The 22,872-nt window shown below is 31.2% G+C and carries 24 protein-coding genes and 1 riboswitch; of the genes, 4 read left to right on the top strand and 20 right to left on the bottom strand.

Going from position 1 to position 22,872, the window contains the following annotated elements:
- Positions 1-242: 242 nt before the first annotated feature.
- The 16 genes from ablA to TR13x_RS05130 form a co-directional block, all read right to left on the bottom strand.
- Positions 243-1,499, bottom strand: coding sequence for a lysine 2,3-aminomutase (ablA, locus tag TR13x_RS05065; RefSeq protein WP_054870817.1), 1,257 nt, complete (start codon positions 1,497-1,499; stop codon positions 243-245).
- A 96-nt stretch (positions 1,500-1,595) separates the two neighbouring features.
- Complete coding sequence (locus TR13x_RS05070; protein ID WP_054870818.1) at positions 1,596-2,633, bottom strand: zinc-binding dehydrogenase; 1,038 nt, start codon at positions 2,631-2,633, stop codon at positions 1,596-1,598.
- A 187-nt stretch (positions 2,634-2,820) separates the two neighbouring features.
- Positions 2,821-4,206, bottom strand: coding sequence for a sigma-54-dependent Fis family transcriptional regulator (locus tag TR13x_RS05075; protein ID WP_054870819.1), 1,386 nt, complete (start codon positions 4,204-4,206; stop codon positions 2,821-2,823).
- 106 nt (positions 4,207-4,312) lie between these two features.
- The gene (locus TR13x_RS05080) at positions 4,313-4,474 is read right to left on the bottom strand and encodes a DUF1427 family protein (RefSeq protein ID WP_242851720.1); all 162 of its coding nucleotides are present in this window, start codon (positions 4,472-4,474) and stop codon (positions 4,313-4,315) included.
- A gap of 18 nt (positions 4,475-4,492) precedes the next feature.
- The gene (locus TR13x_RS10920; RefSeq protein WP_200905819.1) at positions 4,493-4,657 is read right to left on the bottom strand and encodes a XapX domain-containing protein; all 165 of its coding nucleotides are present in this window, start codon (positions 4,655-4,657) and stop codon (positions 4,493-4,495) included.
- Positions 4,658-4,672: 15 nt separating this feature from the next.
- Positions 4,673-5,794 carry a DALR anticodon-binding domain-containing protein gene (locus TR13x_RS05085; RefSeq protein WP_054870820.1) on the bottom strand — a complete coding sequence of 374 codons (1,122 nt, stop codon included), beginning with the start codon at positions 5,792-5,794 and terminating at the stop codon, positions 4,673-4,675.
- A 10-nt stretch (positions 5,795-5,804) separates the two neighbouring features.
- Positions 5,805-6,221 (bottom strand): DUF1934 domain-containing protein, encoded by a 417-nt coding sequence (locus TR13x_RS05090; RefSeq protein WP_054870821.1) that lies wholly within the window; start codon positions 6,219-6,221, stop codon positions 5,805-5,807.
- A gap of 14 nt (positions 6,222-6,235) precedes the next feature.
- Positions 6,236-7,042, bottom strand: coding sequence for a glutamate racemase (gene murI, locus TR13x_RS05095; protein WP_054870822.1), 807 nt, complete (start codon positions 7,040-7,042; stop codon positions 6,236-6,238).
- Positions 7,043-7,257: 215 nt separating this feature from the next.
- A complete protein-coding gene (locus TR13x_RS10925; protein ID WP_082394795.1) occupies positions 7,258-7,431 on the bottom strand; it encodes a small, acid-soluble spore protein, alpha/beta type in 174 nt (57 codons plus the stop codon).
- A 100-nt stretch (positions 7,432-7,531) separates the two neighbouring features.
- Positions 7,532-8,902 carry a germination protein YpeB gene (gene ypeB, locus TR13x_RS05100; protein ID WP_369813265.1) on the bottom strand — a complete coding sequence of 457 codons (1,371 nt, stop codon included), beginning with the start codon at positions 8,900-8,902 and terminating at the stop codon, positions 7,532-7,534.
- Positions 8,903-8,919: 17 nt separating this feature from the next.
- On the bottom strand, positions 8,920-9,624 hold the full coding sequence (sleB, locus tag TR13x_RS05105) for a spore cortex-lytic enzyme (protein WP_054870824.1): 705 nt from the start codon (positions 9,622-9,624) through the stop codon (positions 8,920-8,922).
- Positions 9,625-9,891: 267 nt separating this feature from the next.
- The gene (spoIIR, locus tag TR13x_RS05110) at positions 9,892-10,569 is read right to left on the bottom strand and encodes a stage II sporulation protein R (protein WP_054870825.1); all 678 of its coding nucleotides are present in this window, start codon (positions 10,567-10,569) and stop codon (positions 9,892-9,894) included.
- Between the two features lie 87 nt (positions 10,570-10,656).
- Positions 10,657-11,805 (bottom strand): Ger(x)C family spore germination protein, encoded by a 1,149-nt coding sequence (locus TR13x_RS05115; protein WP_054870826.1) that lies wholly within the window; start codon positions 11,803-11,805, stop codon positions 10,657-10,659.
- Complete coding sequence (locus TR13x_RS05120; protein WP_054870827.1) at positions 11,798-12,907, bottom strand: endospore germination permease; 1,110 nt, start codon at positions 12,905-12,907, stop codon at positions 11,798-11,800. The genes TR13x_RS05115 and TR13x_RS05120 overlap by 8 nt, the downstream gene beginning before the upstream one ends.
- Positions 12,908-12,929: 22 nt before the next feature.
- Positions 12,930-14,480, bottom strand: coding sequence for a spore germination protein (locus TR13x_RS05125; RefSeq protein WP_054870828.1), 1,551 nt, complete (start codon positions 14,478-14,480; stop codon positions 12,930-12,932).
- An 11-nt stretch (positions 14,481-14,491) separates the two neighbouring features.
- Positions 14,492-14,707: a CLC_0170 family protein gene (locus tag TR13x_RS05130; protein ID WP_054870829.1), complete on the bottom strand. Its 216-nt coding sequence runs from the start codon at positions 14,705-14,707 to the stop codon at positions 14,492-14,494.
- Positions 14,708-14,903: 196 nt separating this feature from the next.
- Positions 14,904-15,021: riboswitch (FMN riboswitch) on the top strand.
- Positions 15,022-15,110: 89 nt separating this feature from the next.
- Between TR13x_RS05130 and ribD the strand changes: the two genes are divergently transcribed.
- The 4 genes from ribD to ribE are packed head-to-tail and all read left to right on the top strand — an operon-like array spanning position 15,111 to position 18,561.
- Positions 15,111-16,217: a bifunctional diaminohydroxyphosphoribosylaminopyrimidine deaminase/5-amino-6-(5-phosphoribosylamino)uracil reductase RibD gene (ribD, locus tag TR13x_RS05135; RefSeq protein WP_054870830.1), complete on the top strand. Its 1,107-nt coding sequence runs from the start codon at positions 15,111-15,113 to the stop codon at positions 16,215-16,217.
- A gap of 1 nt (position 16,218) precedes the next feature.
- Complete coding sequence (locus TR13x_RS05140; RefSeq protein ID WP_054870831.1) at positions 16,219-16,869, top strand: riboflavin synthase; 651 nt, start codon at positions 16,219-16,221, stop codon at positions 16,867-16,869.
- A 14-nt stretch (positions 16,870-16,883) separates the two neighbouring features.
- On the top strand, positions 16,884-18,098 hold the full coding sequence (locus tag TR13x_RS05145) for a bifunctional 3,4-dihydroxy-2-butanone-4-phosphate synthase/GTP cyclohydrolase II (RefSeq protein WP_082394796.1): 1,215 nt from the start codon (positions 16,884-16,886) through the stop codon (positions 18,096-18,098).
- A gap of 1 nt (position 18,099) precedes the next feature.
- Entirely contained in the window at positions 18,100-18,561 is a 462-nt protein-coding gene (gene ribE / locus TR13x_RS05150) for a 6,7-dimethyl-8-ribityllumazine synthase (RefSeq protein ID WP_054870832.1), read from the top strand.
- 112 nt (positions 18,562-18,673) lie between these two features.
- Here the strand turns inward: ribE and TR13x_RS05155 are convergent, their stop codons facing one another.
- From TR13x_RS05155 to TR13x_RS05170, 4 genes are all read right to left on the bottom strand, one after another.
- Positions 18,674-19,411, bottom strand: coding sequence for a nucleotidyltransferase family protein (locus TR13x_RS05155; RefSeq protein WP_200905820.1), 738 nt, complete (start codon positions 19,409-19,411; stop codon positions 18,674-18,676).
- 3 nt (positions 19,412-19,414) lie between these two features.
- Positions 19,415-20,116 carry a GntR family transcriptional regulator gene (locus TR13x_RS05160; RefSeq protein WP_054870833.1) on the bottom strand — a complete coding sequence of 234 codons (702 nt, stop codon included), beginning with the start codon at positions 20,114-20,116 and terminating at the stop codon, positions 19,415-19,417.
- Between the two features lie 13 nt (positions 20,117-20,129).
- Positions 20,130-20,981, bottom strand: a complete 852-nt coding sequence (gene ispE / locus TR13x_RS05165; protein ID WP_242851721.1) for a 4-(cytidine 5'-diphospho)-2-C-methyl-D-erythritol kinase — start codon at positions 20,979-20,981, stop codon at positions 20,130-20,132.
- A 92-nt stretch (positions 20,982-21,073) separates the two neighbouring features.
- On the bottom strand, positions 21,074-22,648 hold the full coding sequence (locus tag TR13x_RS05170; RefSeq protein ID WP_054870834.1) for an SPOCS domain-containing protein: 1,575 nt from the start codon (positions 22,646-22,648) through the stop codon (positions 21,074-21,076).
- Positions 22,649-22,872: the final 224 nt, after the last annotated feature.

The raw sequence follows: 22,872 nt of genomic DNA on the forward strand, positions 1-22,872 counted from the left end.
ACCAGGGGACAAAACTCAGTTGCCAGGGGACAGAAAGCGAAATGTAAAATGTAAAATTGAAAATTTAAAATTAAAATTTAAAGAATAACTGATAATTGAAAGCTGTTATCTATAAGCCAATAATTTTTAATCCATCGACTGTTGACTTTCGACCACTAACCATAATTAATTCTACATTTTACATTTTCAATTTCTAATTCTTTATCCCTGTTCTCTGTCCCCTGTTCCCTGTTCTCTATCATCTATTCCCTATTTTCCGCTCTTTCTCTTCTCTCTAACTTAGTTGGTTCAAGTGCTATATCATTGCCTTGTAAAAGTCCAGCTACACCTGTAAGTTTATGCTCTTTTTCTCCTCTACATACAGGGCAATTACATCCAGATTTATAATCCTCAGGCTCAGTATAAGTTGTTATAACTCCTTCAAAGTTTCTTAAAATCACCTTATTAGGAGACATAGATACTACATAGTTAGGCATTACAGGTATTTTCCCACCGCCACCAGGAGCATCTACAACAAATGTAGGTACAGCATAACCTGAAGTATGTCCTCTTAAACCTTCGATAATTTCTATACCTTTTGATACTGAAGTTCTAAAGTGCTCTATACCCATAGAAAGGTCACACTGATATATATAATAAGGTCTTACTCTAATTTTAACCAATTCATGAACTAACTTTCTCATTACATGTACGCAGTCATTTACACCTCTTAGTAATACTGATTGGTTACCTAATGGTATTCCAGCATTAGCTAATCTTTCTATAGCTTTCCTTGACTCCTCTGTAATTTCCTTTGGATGGTTGAAATGTGTATTTAACCAAATTGGATGATATTTTTTAAGCATATTAACTAGGTCATCTGTAATTCTCTGTGGTAATACAACAGGAGTACGTGAACCAATACGTATTACTTCAACATGAGGTATTTCTCTTAACTTTTTGATAATAGCCTCTAATCTTTCATCTGACACTAACAAAGCATCTCCACCTGATAAAAGAACATCTCTTACTTGTGGTGTTTTTTTAATATATTCAATAGCTGCTTCAATTCTATCCATTGGCATTGCTGCATCTTGATGTCCTGCAAATCTCCTTCTTGTACAATGTCTGCAATACATAGAACACTGATCTGTTATAAGTAAAAGTACTCTATCAGGATATCTGTGAGTTAACCCTGGAACTGGTGAATCTGTATCTTCATGTAATGGATCTAACATATCTGCTGAGCTCGTATGAGTTTCCATTATTGTAGGTACTGCTTGCATTCTAACAGGACAATTAGGATCATCTTTATCCATAAGTGAAGCGTAGTAAGGCGTTATACCCATTCTAAACTTTTCTAATGTTTCTCTTATATCTTTTTCTTCCTCTTCTGTTAAGTTTATAATTTTCTTAAGGTCTTCTACATCTGTAATTCTATTTTTTACCTGCCATCTCCAATCGTTCCATTCTTCATCTGTTACATTTTTCCAAAGTTCTATATCTCTGAAATTTACCATCAAATCTCCCCCTTTTAATTTAAATTCGATATTCGTCTTTTGATATTCGCCATTCGAAAAACGAATGACGAACAGCGAAAAGCGAACGACTAATAATTACGCATATAACTCTTCGTATATTTTTCTTAAAGCTTCGCTTTCTCTCATTATTTGTAAAGCAATTTCTGCATGACCTTTTGTATATCCATTTCCTATAATCATAGTTACATCTTTTCCTACCCCTTCTGCTCCTAATGCTGCTTTAGTAAAACTAGTAGCCATACTAAAGAAATAGATTAAACCATCATCTTTTGTCGCTAATATACTTGCCATTTCAGTGTTAGGAACGTTTACACAATTTATAGTTATATCAACCATTTCTCCATTTGTAACTTCTTTAATCTTTTCCATAACTTGGGTAGCGTTAGTTGCATCTGCTTGAATATAGTAGTCTGCTAACCCTGCCTGTTTTACTCTTTCTATGCTCTTTTGACTATGTCCTAGACAAATTACTTTTCCTGTTACTCCAACTCTTTTCTTTGCTTCATATAAACACAACATGCCAGATTTACCTGCTCCACCTATAACTAATACTGTATCCCCAGGCTTAACTAATTTTGCAGTTTGAGCTGGTGCACCAGCAACATCTAATACAGATAATGCAAGATTTTCTGGTATATCATTTGGTATTACAGCATAAATACCACTTTCAAATAGTATTGCTTTTCCTTTTATATCTACTTGGTCGATATCTTTTCTTACTTCTAGTATTTCATCTATTCTTAATGGAGTTAATGATAATGATACTAATGTAGCTATCTTATCTCCAACTTTAAGATTTGTCTTTCCTTCTAGAGCTGGTCCTATTTTTTCAACTGTACCGATTAACATACCGCCAGAACCTGTTACAGGGTTTTGATGTTTACCTCTTGTATTAACTATATTCATCATTATTTCTTTAATTTTTTCTAAACTACCACCCGCTTCTTCCTTAATTTGTGTAAAGCTTGCAGAGTCTATGTTTAATGTTTGTACATCAATTAATATTTCGTTATCGTAAATTTCCATATTGTTGTCAATTTTCAATGCAGGTTGAGGTAATACCCCCTTAGGTTCAATTACTCTGTGAGTTCCGTATGGACATCCTTTTTTCATTTTACTTTCCCCTCCTATTTTATTTTTTTACCGAATAAATATCTATGCAAGGAATATGCCAAGATTCGTCATTCGCTTTTCGTCGTTCGACGTTCACTTTTCGCGAATTAATAGTTATATGCATAAACAAAAAAACGGCTAAAAGCCGTTTTTTTTGTTTATAGTGCCTAAATTTGGGCACTTGTATTTATTTTTTTAATCCATATTTCTTCATCTTATACTGCAATGTCTGCCTAGGTATTCCAATTAGCTCAGATGTCTTAGTTATATTCCAATCTGTCATCTTAAGAGCCTCATATATTATATTTTTCTCTGTTTCCTCAAGTGTTTCTCTTAAAGGTTTTATATTGGTTGGTTTTTTTATAGTTTCCTTAAGAGGCTTTGGCAAATATTCAAGCTGTATTTCTTCTATATCATGAAGAGTCATTATACCTTCTATAACATGTTCAAGTTCTCTAACATTTCCCGGCCAATAATATTTCAAAAATGAATTCATAACGTCCTTTGAAACACCTTTAACATTTCTTCCTAAAGTTCTATTAAATTTATTTATAAAATGCTCTACTAATAAAGGAATATCCTCTACCCTCTCTTTAAGTTCAGGAAGACTTAATGTAATTACATTAAGTCTATAATATAAATCTCTTCTTATTTGTTTCTTTTCAATAGCTTCTTCAGGAGAGACATTAATAGCAGCAATAATTCTAACATCTACATCAATTGTCTTTACTGCCCCCACTCTTCTTATGCTCCCATCTTGTATCACTCTAAGAAGCTTTGCCTGTAAATCTAAAGGCATCGAATTAATTTCATCCAAAAAAAGTGTTCCACCATTTGCAAGTTCAAATAGTCCTGGTCTATCCTCTGCGCCAGTAAAGCTACCTTTGACAGTTCCAAACAATATACTTTCTAGCAGACCAGATGGTAATGCTGCACAATTTTGAGCAATAAAAGGCTTATTTTTTCTAGAACTTGCATTATGAATCGACTGAACAAAAAGTTCCTTTCCTGTTCCTGTTTTACCATATATCAAAACTGGAGATGATACCAAAGAAGCCTTTAAAGCTAAAGTTTTAAGTCTTAGCATTTTCTCACTTGTACCAATTATATCTACAAAAGTATATTTAGCTGTTTGTTTATTTTTATTAGACTTTCTTCCTTCACCCTTAAAAAGTTCCTTCTGAAGATCTACAATTTTCTCAGATAATCTTTTAACTTGAGTAATATCTTTAGATATTTCCAATGCTCCAATTATTTTACCATTTGCCTTTATTGGCAAGGATGTATTAATTGTAGTAATCTTATCACCTTTATAATTTACAAAAGTTTGCTCAACATTAAATATAGGCTGTCCAGTCTTAATTACCTTTAAAAGTGTACTAGTCTCATAAGTCAGTGAAGGATATATTTCTAATATATGCCTTCCAATAGCTTTATCTCTTTCTATTTCATCTAGTCTTTGTGCTGCTTTATTATAATAAACAATATTGCCTCTACTATCTATAATATGAATGCCCTCATCTAGATAATCTAGTATTTCAAAAATGTTTTCTCTAAAAAAAAGCTTTCTCACCTAATCTCCCCCCCACCGCCGAATTTTCGGCTTTAAGTGCCAAATATTAGGCACTCTATGAGTGCCTAATAAGTATTATTATTTTACATTAATCATTATACTACAATTAGAATATTTTGTCTGCTATCATTCCACCAAATACTACCCCTAACACACCTATAACTCCAGCTAAAACTGGTGGTGCAGGAAGAGGTAATTTAAACTTCTTAAAGATAGCACCTAAAACTGTTCCTGCTAATGTAGCTTTTATAATTAACATTATATCCATACTACCACTTACCTTTCTCTAATTTTTTACTAAAGTTGCACCTAACCAAACTCCAAATATACCCATAAATGCAGGTATATTAGGTGGAGCAGGTAAAGGGAATTTTAAAACCTTAAATACAACACCTACTAGCATTCCTGTAGCTAATGATAAGGCTATTTCCTTTATTTTAAATTTTGACATTTTCTTTCTACCTCCTTACATATCAAATACCTTAACTGTTAAAACATTTAATATTTCAGAAACAAAAACTTTTATAACATTGAGTATATACATATTACCTAAAATCTCATTTCTCTCAAACTGTCTAATAAAGAGTTTATTGTTGTATTCATAGAAATCACTACAAAAATTATAAAGGTAACTAAAAAGCTTATATGGTTCTTTAAACCTTATAGCTTCTTCCATTACCTTTTCTAAATCTAAGATCTGAAATATTAATTTTTTTCCTTCAACCAAGTTAAAAGACATATCTTTTAAATTATTATCTATCCTATAACCTTCTCTTTCTAATATAGAATTTATATTATTAGCTCTTTCATAAACATAGCTAACAAAAAAATAAGGGTTATCTATAGTGTTAATAACAGCTAAATCTAGAGGAATACTTATATTTCTCTTGGTAGTTTTAGACAGCGCCCAAAAACTAAATCTCTTTTCACCTATTAAACCTTTAATGTTTTCATTAAACCTCTTTTTCCCATTTTGTAGTGAGATATTACCAACCTCAATAATTTCACCTTTAGTATTATAACATAAATTTTTCAAATGTCCATAAGGAAATATATTAATTATATGGTTAAAAGTTCCCAAATCTATTAATCTATCATTTTTGATTGTATTGATTAGGTGAACTGTATTGCCTTTTAATCTTAGAATATTCAAAAGTGCATATGCATAAATCCTAGCTCTATTAATGTCATTTTGATTTGATAGATCATCTAATATTAGATGTAATAAATAACTTTGGCTCTTATCTTTTTTTAATATATCTACACCATTTCTTAGTATCATATCGCCAATTTTAATTATCCAAGTATCATCTAAATAAAAATTTATAAAACCTGGTCCTGCAACTTCAATTTTATTTACACACAATAAGCTTTTATCAAGTCTTTTTGCAATAATTTCGGCTATTTCTCTAGGAGATTTTTTTAAATATGAACTTAATTTTAATGATACATTGGTTGATAAGTCCCCAAAGTTTGGATCTTCAGGAATTGTAACATCAAAATCTATATTAAAATCCAAATTTTCTTCTTTTAAAGTTTTAATTATATTAATTTTAAACGAATCTATTATATCGTTTATTTTTTTCATAACAACCCCTCTAACTAATATCTATAGTTAATTGATTATTACTCTCTACTGTATTTGAAATAACTAGTTTATATGATAATTTAATACTTCCTTTACCTAAATCTGAAATATCAATTTCAATTTTATTTGTCGTAACTTCCATATCAAAATCTCCATATTGTGTATGATAAGCTGTTTTATGTTTTTTACCCTTTTCAAATATTAATTTTGAATTGCTAGTTCCAAATCTCTTCATAAGCACCTTATCATCCTGTATTTTTAAAGTTGTTGTAGCCCCTTCCATACCAGAAATTTCTGTTTCCTCATACACTAAGTAATATGATCCCTTCTTCTTATAGAATTTGCCTTCTGTTATCAATTCTATCGTGTTATCTTCACCATCTAAATTCTTTTGTATCCCTTTTATTTTTAATACTACGTCCTTCATATTTTCCAACCTTTCTAAAGATTTTCTATGTTGACCTTCTCTATAGACTGAATTTCTCTTCTCAAGAAATTGCCACCTATTCTTCTAAACTTTTCTGGATCATCACTAACATAAAACTTATACTTTGGTTTATCTGTAGAATCCTTTAACATATCATTTGAAATCAGCATTTCTTTAACAGTCTTGGCTGTTTCAAACGCTGGATTAACTAAAGAAACTTCTTTACCCATAACCTTGCTTAATGTATATCTCAATATTGGATAATGCGTACATCCTAATACTAAGGTATCTATATTATGTTCCTTCAATTCCATTAGATATTTCTCAGCTGCTAACATAGCAACATCTGTATCTTCCCAGCCTTCTTCTACTATTTGCACAAATAATGGACAAGCAACCCCTATTACCTCACTCGATTTATCCATATTTCTAATTAAAGTCTGATAAGCTTCACTATTTATAGTACCGGAAGTACCTATTACTCCTATTTTATTGTTTCTTGTTGCAGATATTGCCGCTTTAGCTCCAGGCTCAATCACTCCAATAATTGGTACATCAAATTTTTCCCTTGCAGATTCTAATGCTATCGCACTAGCTGTATTACACGCTATTACTATAGCCTTTATATTCTTACTCAAAAGAAATTTTATACACTGAAATGAATATTTTATTACTGTTTCTTTAGATCTAGTTCCATAAGGTATTCTTGCAGTGTCTCCAAAATATATTATATCTTCATTTGGAAGCTGTTCCATAATTTCCTTTAAAACTGTAAGTCCTCCTATACCTGAATCAAAAACCCCTATAGGCCTGTTATCCATATTTTACCTCCTGTTTTTTAAAGTTGCCAGCTGCCAGGGTACAGTTACCAGTATTCCAGTCCCCTGTCCTCTGTCCTCTATTCTCTATTCTCTATTCACTAATTCCAGTACCCAGTACCCAGCACCCAGTACCTAGTACCCAGTACCTAGTATCCAGTACCTATATAAATATTATATGTTAAAAACTATAAATATCAAAAGAAAATACAGGGAGATTAAACTCCCTGCACCATATTTTTCTCTGCTATCTCTATAGCCTTCCTCACTATATTACCACAATCCCTTGAAGATACTGCTCCCCATCCTTCTTTTTTTACTATATCATATAATCCTAACTGTTTTGAAATTTCCTCTTTTAATTTACTTGACATCAAACCTTTTTTAGCCATGATGTTCCTCCCTAGGCTGGAGTCGATGGCATATACCATCTACTAATATTTTTTGTAATATAATAAATTTTATTATTTTTATTTTTTCCAATATTCAATTTTAAATCATCAAAATTCCATTTTCATCTCTTATTACTTTAAGTATTTTTTCTTCTTTACCTGTTTCAGCATTTATATATACTATGAAGTTAGAACCCTTATACTTACCTTTAAACTCATAGCATAAAACTTCTTTTATTCCATTCTTTGGTATTAACGCTAGTCTTACATTTTCAATATCAAAATCTAGTTTTACCTTGTCTCTCGCTTGCTCTTCTGTAAGTTTAGGCTTTGGTAAATCTCTATCGTAATGGCTTTTTAGATATGCAGCTGCATCAAATCCTACTATCTCTCCATTGTCTAATGCTACCTTTACTTTTATGTTATCTGCATATACCGTAACATTATTGTCTTTATATGCAAAATTAAATAATACGACTCCATCAAATTTTAATGAGTAGTTAGGTTCCATGCCCTTATAACCTTTTTCTTCTAAAAACTTTTTAGCATATTTTAATGCATCATTAACAGAAAGTTTTTTTCTATCTACAGGCCTAGGATTCATCATCCATATTACTTTACCACCCTTTTTACTTACACTTATATAAATAGCTCTTTCCTTACTCGCATTTTCTGGAGATATACTAAATGTATATGCACTTATATTTGCTGCATTGCTCTTCTTTCCTTCTTCAAACTTAGTTATTTTCCTTACTTTTTTAACACCTATAAATTTTTTTGCTATATCTTTTGCTTCGCTGACACTTACAACCTTTCCTCCTAAACCTCTTGGTTTTACATTAAGAACTTGGTCAGAAAAAGGTCCATCGTATATCAATTCTGGGTAATTGTTTGTAATCTTCTCTTCAAATTTGGTTAATCTTGCATCCATAATATTTTCATTTGCCTTATCTAATTGTCTATCTTCACGTCTTCTCACTAAATTAAAATTTAAACGCCCCTTCATAATCTTATTATGTAGGTTCGATAATTCATCTGCTAAATAACTAGCATTATCTTGAAGTGCAAATAGTGCATGTCTTTGTTTACTTGTAATTGGCTTTCCGTCTAAATAAGCCTGTATTAAAGAATAACAATAATCAGCTGCTTGATTAAGAAATTTTTCTGTTTTACTTAAATCTTTATGACTTACAGGCATTTGTGAAAGTTTTTCTTGTGCTGTTAAAGCATTCTGCCAAATTTGTGATAAAAGTAAAATATTTAAATCTTTTGATTCTGCTAAAAGAACTTTAGACAAGTTTACTTGTACATTCTCGACATTGTCTTTCATATCATAAAAAAGCCTCTGATATTCGTTATTCAACATCTGCTTATAGTCATTCTTTGTTTCATATTGAACGAATCCCCATACTAGAACAACTATAAAAGCCAAAGCTAATATCCCTGGTAAAAACCATCTTCTATTTTTCAATAATTTCACCTCCATTTCTATTTGCCAAACCAATGTTTACCAATTTTTACTATAACTTTTCTAGACCATATCCATCTACTTGTAGCTGTAGCAGGATTCCAATAATAAAGGCTACCATATGATGGGTCCCAACCATTCATAGCATCTCTTGCAGCTCGTATTGAATCCTTATCTGGTGTTAAATTTATCTGCCCATCACTAACAGCTGTAAAAGCTCCAGGTTGATAGATAACACTCGCTATAGTATTTGGAAAAGATGGATGTTCAACCCTATTTAATATTACTGCAGCAACTGCCACTTTGCCTATATAAGGCTCTCCTCTTGCTTCGCCATGTACGGCTCTTGCTAATAGATATACATTATCATCTCTTGTTACTTTTCTAGCTGCACCTCTAGTAGCACGCTTAAAACTAATACCAAGTGCAGCAGCTGTTCGAGGTCCTACAACACCATCTACCTTTAGACCATTTTTTCTTTGAAATCTACGAACTGCTCTATACGTTCCAGCACCATATATACCATCTACTCTTCCCGTATAATAACCCCATTTAAGTAATCTAGATTGAACTTGTTTTACGTCACTTCCCCTAGAACCCCAATATAAAACTCTAGTTATCGCATAAGCTTTATAATCTGACATAACACTTGTATCGATATAGGATGTATATACAGAAAAAAATATCAACGTAAATATACTCAATAGCAAAACTAATTTTTTCAATTAATTTCCTCCTCTCTAGATCTTTTTTATCTAAGTGTTAATATTTTCTGTAGTAATATAGGCAATTATTCAAAAAAAATACGACCTAAGGTCGCTTTGATATTACAATAGTGAACAGTTGCCAGAGAACAGAGAACAGAAATCAGTTGCCAGAGATCAGTTACCAGTTGCCAGACCGCAGTATCCCTGTTCCCTTTGCCCTGTTCCCTGCCGTGTGATCCCTGTTACACTTTACATTTTTAAATTTTTCTATCCAGTACCCAGCACCTAGTACCCAGTACCCAGCCCTACAAGCATCTTTGCAAGTCTTAATTTACTCTTTTCAAGAAGCTCAACTACTTTAAATTTAAGTTTCAAAGGTACTTCTCGTTCATTATTAGCATTTATTATCATGTTATATTCTTCTTCTGTTAATACTCCTTTTAACTCTTGTTTTATTTTGTTATTTGTGATTCCATGAGTAATATCGATAAAGCATAATGGCGGAAACATAACGCACCACCAATTTTTACCTTTACCTTCTCCTATTACAACTCTAACAGCTTGATATTTGCCTGCTGGTAAAGTGAAGTTGCCATATGATTTTGTAGGAAAATCATACTCTCCAAATTGCACACTTACATCATAATTCTTACCTAATTTTTTAATCTGCTTTTCTGCTATGTACTCAATTTTATCTAAATTGTCTAAAATAATTTTTTTGCTTTCATCTAATGAAGATACTTTTCCAAATTTTGAATTCATTTCATTAATTATTGCATCTCTAACTTTAAGTTTTAATTGCTGGTCTTCTGGAGAATCACTATTAGCTATTACATGGAAACGTATTAATTTATTTCTATAGCTTTCTCTATTTTTATATACATCACTTAAAAAAAATATACCACTAACAATAAGCAATATAAATATTAATGCAAAAGATAATATTTTTTTATAACGCACCATTTATAATACCTCCTGTACTAGGCAAATTATCCAGCTACTATAAGTATTAACTGTTTTTTTCTTTTTTAAACATACCTTGAAGCATTATTACTTATTCATTCCAATTCTTCTTATCTTAGCCTTTACATTAACTTTTATATTTACTTCTGGGAATACATCATCCCAATCATCTTTAACTTTATCCCAAATATCTGGCTTAAATTTGCTTAAATAATCTCCAATTCCAATTACATCTGCCTTAAATTCTTTCTGTATTTTTTTTATAGTACCCTCGATTTCATTTTTTACCTTATTTTCAATCATTCCTTCCAATTTTCTTAATAATTTATCATCTAAAACATCTTTAGAAGTTTTAAGCTTGTATTGTTGTAGTACACCTTCCATACTCACATTTATATTCACTACTATTTGTCCATTCTCTATCTTGCCAGTCTTTTTAGCTACTGAATCCGTAACAGAGTATGATATTATAGCATTATCATTTATTAAATCTATATCTTCAGAAGTAACTTCATCAGTTATAAACATTACACTTCTGTTTTCTATTTCACCAAGCCACCCTACAAGCCTATAATCTCTAATAACAGCAGCTCCTGCAACTTTTATCTCATTTTTAGTAGGTACTATTCTTGGTATTAAAGCACACTTACAATCATGTAAACTAGGTAAGATATCTCCAATAGTTTTTGGAGTAAATCTAGAGCTCTTTTCTTTTGCTTTAGATAAACCTGTCAGATATGTTCCTGTAACTGGCTCTAAACTTGGCTCTATTTCTATAACCTCTTTTGCTTCTCCTTGAGATATAAAAACACCTACTTTTCTGCCGATTTCATGAGTTCTCTCAAGCTCATCAAATATCTGTTTAAATGTATCACTATCCCTAGCAACTTTTTCTCCAATAATTATTGCCTTAGTATGTCCAAAAAACATTGTTTTATTAGATCTTGTTGTCAGTGCATTAGAAACATGAAATATATTTTGTCCCATACTACTTAAAATAAATCTTGGTTTTTCACCGCCACCACCTTTTCTAATTGCCTTAACATTGGGAAAAACAAAAGTTATGGTGAATTTATTATATCCACTTTCTTTTTTCTCAAGCTCTCCTCCATCTCCATGCACATCTACTCCTATTGCTGAAATAAAAGCTCTGTCATTTATTTCAACTTTGTCCCAACATCCTGTCAATAATATAATACACATAAAAATAATAATTATTTTTTTTAGTTTAACCATTATTGGCAGCTCCCTTCTTCCTTTTCCTGATAAGTGCTACAATCAAGTAACCAGTAGGTATAAATACAACTACAAAAGTTCCTAAGTAATTAGTAAACTTTTCCATAGAATCATAAACTGATGCTATATTATCAGGAACCAAAGAAAATATATAAATAAAAGGAAGTATTGGTAATACAAAGTATTTATGCTCTCTTAATCTAAATAATTTGCACAAAATTAAAGCAGCAGAATAATAAAATGGTGATAAAGATGCAAATACAGATAAAACCCAAAGCCCCATCACAATACCCTCTATGTTTTCAATAAAAGCTCCTGGCAAATCTATTGTTTTCATAAGAGATAATGTTGGCCATAGTAAATGTTTTGTTTCATTTTCTCCAAATCTGCTTAATGCCACTACAAAAAAAGCTATATAAACTAAAGTTACAATTCCTATTGATAAAATATTAAATTTCATAAGATTTTCAGTATCTTTGACATAAGCTGAAACAAGTAATATCAATTCATAGCCCATAAAGCTAAAAAAAGTTATATGTACAGATTTAATAATATCTAACGGATTTGTTCTAAAAATTGGTAATAGATTAGTAAAATCTAAATCTGGAATTAAAGATAATAGTAATAAAAATACTGGTATAACAACTATAGGCAGTATTAACTCTGCCATCCTAGCTAATCCTTCTATTCCTCCTCTTACTAAATATGCACTAACTAAAAGCATTGAAATTATAATAATTTCTGTTGGAGTATCATCTAATAGAAACATTTTAACAACTTCTGCAAAAATTCTTACTTCAAAAGCAGAAAATATAACAAAATACATAAATAATATAATTGAAATGGTATTAGATATAGGAGTTGTAATTAACTCTCTTCCAAACTCCACTACAGTTTTATTTGTAAACATATTAACTAACTTAACTGATATTGCAGTTAAAATACAAGCAGTAATTCCACCTAATATTATTAGAATCCATCCGTCAGTACTGGCCTTTTCAGCTACACTCCTAGGAAGTGATAATATTCCTACTCCAATGATTGTCGTAAGCAAAATAAACATTACTTGATTAGCTGATATCTTATCATTGCCTTTAATCATTATTCATGCACCTTCTTACCCCTTATTCTTCGCTGTCAGAAAATATTCTGTCTTTATCGTAGACCTTAGTAAATTTAGGTCTTTTTTTCATAGTTTGAATAGGCATTCTAACTAGACTGTCTTTTAAATCATTATATGTTGCACTAAAAGACACATAAGGTGACATATAAGGTACTCCAAAGCTTTCTAATCTAACCAAATGAGTGCCTAATATAATTAAAGCTAACATTATGCCATACAACCCTAATATCGCTGAAAAAATCATTATTCCAAACCTTACAAAGCGAAAACCTGTTGCAATATTATAGCTGGGTATAGCAAAAGACGCTATAGTTGTTAATGCAACTATAATAACCATCATAGGACTTACAATTCCAGCTTCAACAGCAGCTTGACCTATTACTAGACCTCCAACTATACCTATAGTAGTACCAATAGGTCCTGACAATCTCATACCTGCTTCTCTAAGAAGCTCTATAGTAACCTCCATAATAAATGCTTCAATAATAGCAGGGAATGGAACTCCCTCTCTTGTTGCTGCTAAATATAAGGCTAGCTGTGTAGGAAGCATACCTGGATGATAAGCTGTAACTGCTATATAAATAGAAGGTAATAACAGAGCCATAAAAGATGCAATATATCTCAAAATTCTAATTAAAGAAGTAATAATCCATCTTTCATAATAATCTTCAGAAGACTGTAATAAAGTACTAATAGTTACTGGTACTATGAGTGCAAAAGGTGTATTATCAACAAGTATAGCAACTCTCCCTTCATATAGAGCTGCTGCTACGGCATCGGGTCTTTCAGTATTTTCTATTTGTGGAAAAGGTGATGCCCAATTGTCCTCTATAAACTGCTCTATAATTCCACTCTCTAAAATTACATCTACTTTAATAGTCTTGAGTCTCTTTATAACCTCTTCAATAAGCTCTTTATTAGCTACATCCTCTATATAAAGCACAGCTATATCTGTTTTAGATCTTCTGCCAATCTGCATATTTTTTATTTTAAGTTTAGGGTCCCTTATTCTTCTTCTAACTAATGTAGTATTGACTTTAAGCGTTTCTACAAAACCATCCCTTGGTCCTCTTATTACAGTCTCTGTCTGAGGTTCAGTCAGACCTCTTACAGGCCATCCACGAGATGATGCGATTATAATTTTTTGATATCTATTTATAAGAAGTATTGTTTCACCTGCTAATATATTATCTATCGCCTCATTTAAAGTCTCTACTTCTTTCATCTCTGTAATTGCAATATTTCCTTTTTTTACTAATTCATATAAGTTGCTCTTAATGCTATTAGGATGAGGCTCTAAACCTCTAGCTTGATGCATAAGAGATTCTAATACATAATCGTTTACTAGCATTTTGTCAGTAAGGCCATCTACATATACAATTGCAAATTTGAAATTTTGTCTTTCTCCAACTGTAAATTCTCTATAAACTATATCATCACAATCTTTTAATATCTCTTTTATCTTTTTCAAGTTTGTCTCTATATCTTTTGATATAGATATGCTATTTTCTTGTTTAGAATCTTCTTTTTTATTTCTTTTCTTAAGTGGCATCTAGCTCCTCCTCACAAAATTCTAATTAAAACATAAAATAATGGACCTCCAATTATATATATAATTCCTATTATTTTTGCTAAAGATGATTCTTTCATATTTCCCTTAGCTCTTAAATACACTCCATCAACAAAATATGTAAAAAAACCTATAAATACTACTAAAAAAGCCATATATAAGCTGTACAGCTCTTTAAATTCATTTATAACTGACTTCGTTAAAGCCAAAATATCACCTCTACGATTTCCACTTTTTTGTTAAATATAATATTTGCAATAATATGTAATGTTATGCAAAAAATGAAGTATTACTCGCTTACGTTTCATTAAAAGGAATTATTTGAAATTGATATAAAAACTTGATTTTAAAATCCAATAATGATATGCTTTATTTAAACAATCAAATATTATAATAGAATATGTTTATTTCCTTCAGGGCAGGGTGAAATTCCCGACCGGCGGTACAGCCCGCGAGCCGCAGTTGCGGTTGATCTGGTGAGATTCCAGAGCCGACAGTATAGTCTGGATGGGAGAAGGAAAAATGTTTGTATCGTCCTATATCTTTTTGAAATTTTATGCCCTGAAGTTTTAACTTCAGGGTTTTATTTTATATATGTGGGGGTAATTTATAATGAATATAAAATACATGAAAAGAGCACTGGAATTGGCAGAAAAAGGTGCTGGTTTTGTAAACCCTAATCCAATGGTAGGCTGTATCATTGTTAAGAATGACAATATTATAGGGGAAGGTTATCATAAATACTTTGGCGGAAATCATGCAGAAGTTGAAGCTTTAAATTCAGTTGTTGAAAATCCAGAAGATTCAATCATGTATGTAACCTTAGAACCTTGTTCTCATTTTGGGAAAACTCCCCCATGTGTCAATAGAATAATAAGCAGCGGTATTAAAAAAGTTATTATAGCAACCTTGGATCCTAATCCTTTAGTTTCTGGTAGAGGTGTAGAAATACTTAAGAATAATGGAATTGAAGTAGAAATAGGCATATTAGAAGATGAAGCAAAAAAACTCAATGAAATCTTTATAAAATATATTACAACCAAAGTTCCTTTCTGCCTCATGAAAACTGCAATGACTCTAGATGGAAAGATAGCTACAAAGTTTTCTGATTCTAAATGGATCACTGGTAAAACTTCTAGGCAGTACGTTCATAAATTAAGGCATAGATACAGTGCCATAATGGTAGGAATAAATACAGTCATAGTTGATGACCCTCAACTTACAGTAAGGTTAAAGAATTTTAAAGGAAAAAATCCTGTAAGAGTTATTGTAGACAGCAGATGCAAAATACCTTTAGATTCAAAAGTAGTTAAAGGTATAACTAATGCAAAAACTATAGTAGCTACTACGATTTTGGCTGATAAGAACAAAATCAAAAAACTTAAAGACCTGGGAGTAGAAGTCTTAACGGCACCAACTATAAACGGCAAAGTAGACTTAAATTATCTTATGAAAAAGTTAGGTGAAATGGGTATAGACAGCGTTCTTCTAGAAGGCGGAGGAACTCTCAATTATTCCGCTTTAAAATCCAATATAGTTGATAAAATAAACTTCTTTATAGCACCTAAAATAATCGGAGGTCATCTGTCCAAAACTCCTGTTGATGGAGATGGTGTTCCATTTATAAAAGACTCTTTTTGCATAGATAATATCACAATTCATAAGTTAGATGAAGATATTATGATAGAAGGATATGTACGAAACAAAGGAGGTAATTAACTTGTTCACTGGTCTTGTTGAAGAAGTAGGTATAGTTAAATCGATTTTAAAGGGAACTAAATCTGTAAAAATAGTTATAAAAGCAAAGAAAGTATTGGAAGACATAAAAATTGGAGACAGTATTAGCACAAACGGAGTATGTTTAACGGTTACAGATTTTACCGATAATACATTCAGCGTAGACGTCATGCCTGAAACTATTAGGAAAAGTAATTTAAAAAATTTAGCGCCAGGTAGTAAGGTTAATCTCGAAAGAGCATTGAGATTAAGCGATAGGCTGGGAGGACATTTAGTAAGCGGTCATATCGATGGAACAGGTAAAATACTGTCATTTGACAAAGAAGACAATGCAATATGGGTTACTATAAAACCTCCTGAAGAATTGTTGAAATATATCATCTTCAAAGGCTCTATTGCTATTGACGGCATCAGCTTAACAGTAGCCTACATTGATAACAAAACATTTAAAGTGTCCATAATCCCCCATACTAAAGAAGTCACAACACTTATAGAAAAATCTTTAGGTGACGAAGTCAATCTAGAATGTGATATGATAGGCAAATATGTTGAAAAACTCCTAGTTTATAACAACGAAACAAAAGATGATAAAGGTATAGATGTGGAATTCCTAAAAAAGCATGGATTTATATAAAAGAGGTGATAAATTTGTTTAAATTTAATACTATAGAAGAAGCTATAGTAGATATAAAACAGGGTAAAATGATTATCGTAGTAGATGATGAAGACAGAGAAAACGAAGGCGACCTTGTAATGGCAGCAGAAAAGATTACACCTGAAGCAGTTAACTTCATGACTAAATTCGGAAGAGGACTTATCTGCATGCCTATAATTTCTGAAAGACTTAAAGCACTTGATATACCCCAAATGGTCAGCGAAAATACTGACTCACATTCGACTGCCTTTACGATATCAATAGATGCTAAAGAAACTAAAACAGGTATTTCAGCTTTCGAAAGAGCTCTTACTATAAAGAAAGTTTTAGATAAAAATGCTAAACCTCAAGATTTTAAAAGACCAGGCCATGTATTCCCTCTTGAAGCAAGGCAAGGCGGGGTTTTAAAAAGAGCTGGACATACGGAAGCTGCAGTAGATCTAGCCAGGCTCGCTAATTTATACCCAGCAGGTGTAATTTGTGAAATTATGAATGATGACGGTACCATGGCAAGACTTCCGCAACTTATGAAATTTGCAAAAAAACATAATCTCAAAATAATTACTATAGCAGATTTGATATCCTATAGAAGAAAAAATGAAGTCTTAATAGAAAAAGTTGCAGAGGCTAATATGCCCACAAAATATGGAGAATTCAAAATAATTGGATATCAGAATAAATTAAACGACGAACATCATGTGGCTTTAGTAAAAGGTAATATAGCTGGAGATGAACCTGTACTTGTAAGGGTCCATTCTGAATGCCTTACAGGTGATACCTTTGGATCAATGAGATGTGACTGCGGAGAACAACTGCAAGCTGCATTGAAGTATATTAATGAGGAAGGTAAAGGCGTTTTATTATACTTACGTCAAGAAGGGAGAGGCATAGGTTTAATAAATAAGTTAAAGGCATATGCTCTCCAAGATAAAGGTATGGATACAGTAGAAGCCAATCTCGCTTTAGGATTTCCTGAAGACTTGAGAGATTATGGAATCGGAGCACAGATACTTGTAGATTTAGGAATTAAAAATATAAAACTCATGACAAACAATCCGAAAAAGCTTTCAGGTTTATCAGGCTATGGCCTTAAAATAGTTGAAAGAATACCTATTGAAGTAGGCTGTAATGAAAAAAATGAGTATTATTTAAAAACTAAAAAGAAAAAAATGGGACACATGTTAGAATTTCTAAAGGAGGAAGAATAATATGAAAATCTATGAAGGTAAATTGATTGCTCAAGGTTTAAAGTTTGGAATTATAGTGGGTAGGTTCAACGAATTTATAAGTAGCAAACTTCTTTCCGGTGCTTTAGACGGACTAAAAAGACATGGAGTAAATGAAGAAGATATTGAAGTAACCTGGGTTCCTGGTTCCTTTGAAATTCCCCTGATAGCTAAAAAAATGGCTAAATCTAAAAAATATGATGCAGTAATCTGCCTAGGAGCAGTAATAAGGGGAGCTACACCTCATTTTGACTATGTAGCAAGTGAGGTTTCAAAAGGCATAGCAAAGGTATCTTTAGATACTGAAATACCTGTGATATTTGGCGTTTTAACTACAGATACTATTGAACAGGCTATTGAAAGATCTGGAACGAAAGCTGGTAACAAAGGCTATGAAGCTGCCTTAACTGCTATTGAAATGGCAAACCTTTTAAAAGAATTGTAAAATCATAAACTACAATACTTCGGGCATATGCCCGAAGTATAAACTGCTGACAAAATTACATTATATAATATACTTTATATTGAATCTAAAACTGAGGATATAGACCCTCAGTTTAACTCAAATATTTTTCAGCCATATTTAAATCTTCAAGTTTGTCCACATCATTCCCAATTTCAGGATATGGTGTTATTATTGCCTTTGGCTTCAATCTTAAGATTTTAGATACTCTTTTTTCTGCACTCTCAATAGTAAGCCTACCAATAACAAGTTTTAATAAGAAAGTAAACCCTAGTACTTTACTCATTTTTACAGGATTTTTTCTGTACTCTATCATTTGTTTTGCCTTTACTATGCATCTATCCAGAACTTTTGGATTTATTAATATCAAATTTCCACCAGTAAAATAGCCATCTTTAAGCTTAGCATAAGTTCTAATTGCTTCTGGATATTTTTCAAGGCAAACACTTTTTTCAATTATTGGATAACAAACATCTGCCTTTGACTCTAATGATTTTTTTACAAAATCATATACAGCTTCACCTGTCAAAAGCGGAATATCACAAGTAGATATTAATATCATAGAGTCTTCTTTAAAATAGTCTACTCCGGCTATTACATTATCTATTATTGAACCTCTATCTTGAATTACAAATTCCACATCTTCAAGTGCTTCTTTGTTAATTTCATCTCTATCCCCAATTACAACTATTTTATCTACTACTCCAGATTCTTTTAATGCTTTAATTACATACGAAATCATAGGCTTTCCATTAATATTTACAAGTGCTTTTGTATACTTTCCTTTTAATTTTTTTTCTGACTTTCCAGCCAATATTATACTGTTAATCATCCCCTACTCGACCCCACTTGTCCTCTTTTTTATTTTAGATTTAGTCATTTTAATAATATACTCTTCAGCATTTTCTATATGAATTTCTGCGTAATATTTTGCTTCCTTCGGTTTTCTTTTGCTTATTGCCTCAATTATTTTACTATGCTCTTCAGATAACTTAGTTGATCCATTATATTCTGTCATATATATAATCCTGAATCTTTGTACCTGCTCTCTTAAGCTTTCTGCAATTGCTATAAGTTTCTCATTTCTAGTAGCTTTAAAGATAATGTCATGAAATTCTACATCTTTTTGAATAATACATTTTATGTCTTTGTTTTTTATACAATCATCAAATTCTTTAGCTTTTACTCTTAAAGATTCAAGTTCGTCCTCTGTTATTCTTTGTGATGCCAATTGAGCTGCCAACCCTTCAAGAGAAGCTCTTATCTCCAAAACTTCTAAAATATCCTTTATAGATACATCTGCAACATAAGCACCCTTTCTAGGAATCATAATAACTAATCCTTCAAGTTCTAACTTTCTTATTGCTTCTCTTACAGGAGTCCTGCTTACCCCCAACTTTTCTGCTAATTGCACCTCCATTAACCTTTCACCAGGTTTTAATTTTCCATCTATTATCGCCTCTCTTAAAGATTCAAATACAATTTCTCTAAGAGGCTTATAATCATGTAATCTAAGCTTATCTAAATCCTTATTCAAAAAAATATCCCCCCTAGATAGTTCTAACTATATGCACCCTATCAATCCATGTTTTAAGTTCTTCTTTACATTTGGTAATATCATCAATATTATCAAATATACCAAATACAGTAGGTCCACTACCACTCATCAAACTGCCTAAAGCATTGCACTTTATCATATAATCTTTTATTTTTTGTATAATAGGATATTTACTAATGGTTACCATTTCTAGCACATTAATCATATTTTTAGCTACAAAATTTACATTATCTAGTTCAATATTTTTTATCAAATTATCTATATCAGGATGTTCTTTTACATCTCGAATTTTTAAATTTTTATATACATATGCCGTAGAAACTTGTATTGAAGGTTTTGCTATGAGAACAAGTTTATTTTTAAAACTCTTTAATTTAGTTAATTTTTCGCCTATCCCTTCAGCTAAGGCTGTTCCTCCCATGATACAGTAAGGAACATCTGCACCAATTTCTAGTCCTATATCCATTAAATCCTTTTCTTTAAGGTTTAAATTCCATAATTCATTTAGACCTTTCAATACAGCTGCTGCATCTGCACTGCCTCCTGCTAAGCCAGCAGCTATAGGTATATTCTTTTCTATCTTTATTTTAATTCCTCTATTAATATTGAATCTTTTGGATAAAATATCCCAAGCTTTATATGCAAGATTGGTTGAATCGGTAGGAAGCATCGTTTCATTTGTTTCTATAATTACATCATTACTACACTCTTCAATTTGTATAATATCTTTTAAATCAATCTGTTGCATTATCATTCTAACTTCGTGATATCCATCTTCTCTTCTTCTTAATACGTCTAATGAAAGATTTATTTTGGCATGAGCTTCTACTTCTATTTTTTTCACAATATCAACTCCTTATCTATATATTATATATTTTATAAAAAAATCCTTCTTTAGTCATTAATAAAAGCTCTAAGGCAGAGCCTTAGAGCTTTTTAAAATTCCACAGCTTCAATTTGTTTTTGAATAATAATTTTTTCACCTGGCATTATATTTTCAGGGTTTACAATATCATTTGTTTTTATTAACTCATCAACAGTAGTATTATACCTTTTAGCTATATCCCATAATGTATCACATTTTTGAACTATATAAATAGTTATACTAGGTTTATTACTTAAATCAATTACTTTATCATCTTCTTCAATTTCTGTTATAATATCAATCTTTTTAATTCTATCAACTTTAACATTGTTTTTTACAATACCTTCTATTTCAATATCACGTGAATTAACTCTATTAAATTTTAAGCTATCCATCGCAAGGTCAATGTCAATCTCCATTCCTTCTTTAATTCCATTTATGTCTACATAGGATTTAAATGGTATTTCTTCTTTGAAACTCATTATTTCTCCTGTAGACTCTCCAACATATAATACATCTGCTTCAAGTAACCCTTCAATTATTAATTTATTTTCTACAACTCTATAGTCTGTTAATACAGGTTTTGCTATTAAATCACATATACTTTCAATACCTTCATAATCCTGTGGTAAGTTAACTACTCCTTTTACAACCTCTTTAGATGTACTTTCTGCTATATTTTCTAACACATCTACTTCTTTTTTTACTAATGTAAACTTCCTTTTTGTTGAATATGAATCTAAAATTACTTCTTTTTCTCTTTGTTCAAATACTTTAGCACTTACCTTCACAAATACTTCTATGTCTATTACTCTTTTCTCATCATTTACATCCTCTCTTATCTCATATTGAACATTAGAAATTTCTATATTTACTTTGCTGTTCATATCTTTAACTGCACCTGGTAAGTCAACAAAATGTGTAAATGGAATTTCATACTTCACGTGATTTATTCTACTCTCTTCATCTTCACTATAGTATATTATCAAGCATTCAACCACTCCTGATACTATTACCTTGTCTTCAACTACTCTAACTTCCTTTTCATAACCTTTTACATTTAGCTTAAGTATATGTTCTATACTTGGCATATCTTCAGATAATTCAAATGCTTCTTTTACTAAAGTATCAGATGTATTACTTCCTACAATATCATTATATCTTATGTAATCCTTTAAAGTTTGCAATCCTTCAATTCCTTGAATATCTTTAACAACTTCTATATTGCTATATGATTGTACTTTTGTGTTAAAATGCAGTACAGCCTTAACAGATATTTTTCTGTTGTCTATTAAATTACAATCTATATGCTCTATGTTTGTTTTAATATCAACATTCATCTCTTCTTCTGCACCATTAATTATAATCTCTTCCTGAAAATTAGTTGAATCTTCTATTCTCTGAATAGACGAATTTTCATCATCTGCACTGTATAGGATATTGTATTTAATTATTCCATTTATTAACACTTTATCCTTAACAGCTTTAGTTTCTAAAGTCTCTATCTCACCGTCAATATTAAGTATCTTTTTTATACCAGATTCAACTTCTGATAATAATATTTCGTCCTCAATTAATGCCTCTACTTCTTCTCTTCCTATCGTCTCTTCTATCTTAAGTAAATCTTTGATTAGTTCTACTGCCATCTTTATCCCCCTTTCAATTATTTACACTACCCTAATTCAAAGCCTATTATATTATTATTTCTCTATGAAAAATTTTATGTTAAAATGTCCCAAAAAATTACTGTTATTTTTTTAATGGGTACTGGGTGCTTGGTACTAGGTACTGGGTACTAGAATAAAATTAAAAATTAATCATCAAAAACATCAGCTAAGGCACGTTGGTAGCCTGAATTAAAAGGAATGAT

This window comes from Caloranaerobacter sp. TR13 (assembly GCF_001316435.1).
Lineage (GTDB): Bacteria > Bacillota > Clostridia > Tissierellales > Thermohalobacteraceae > Caloranaerobacter.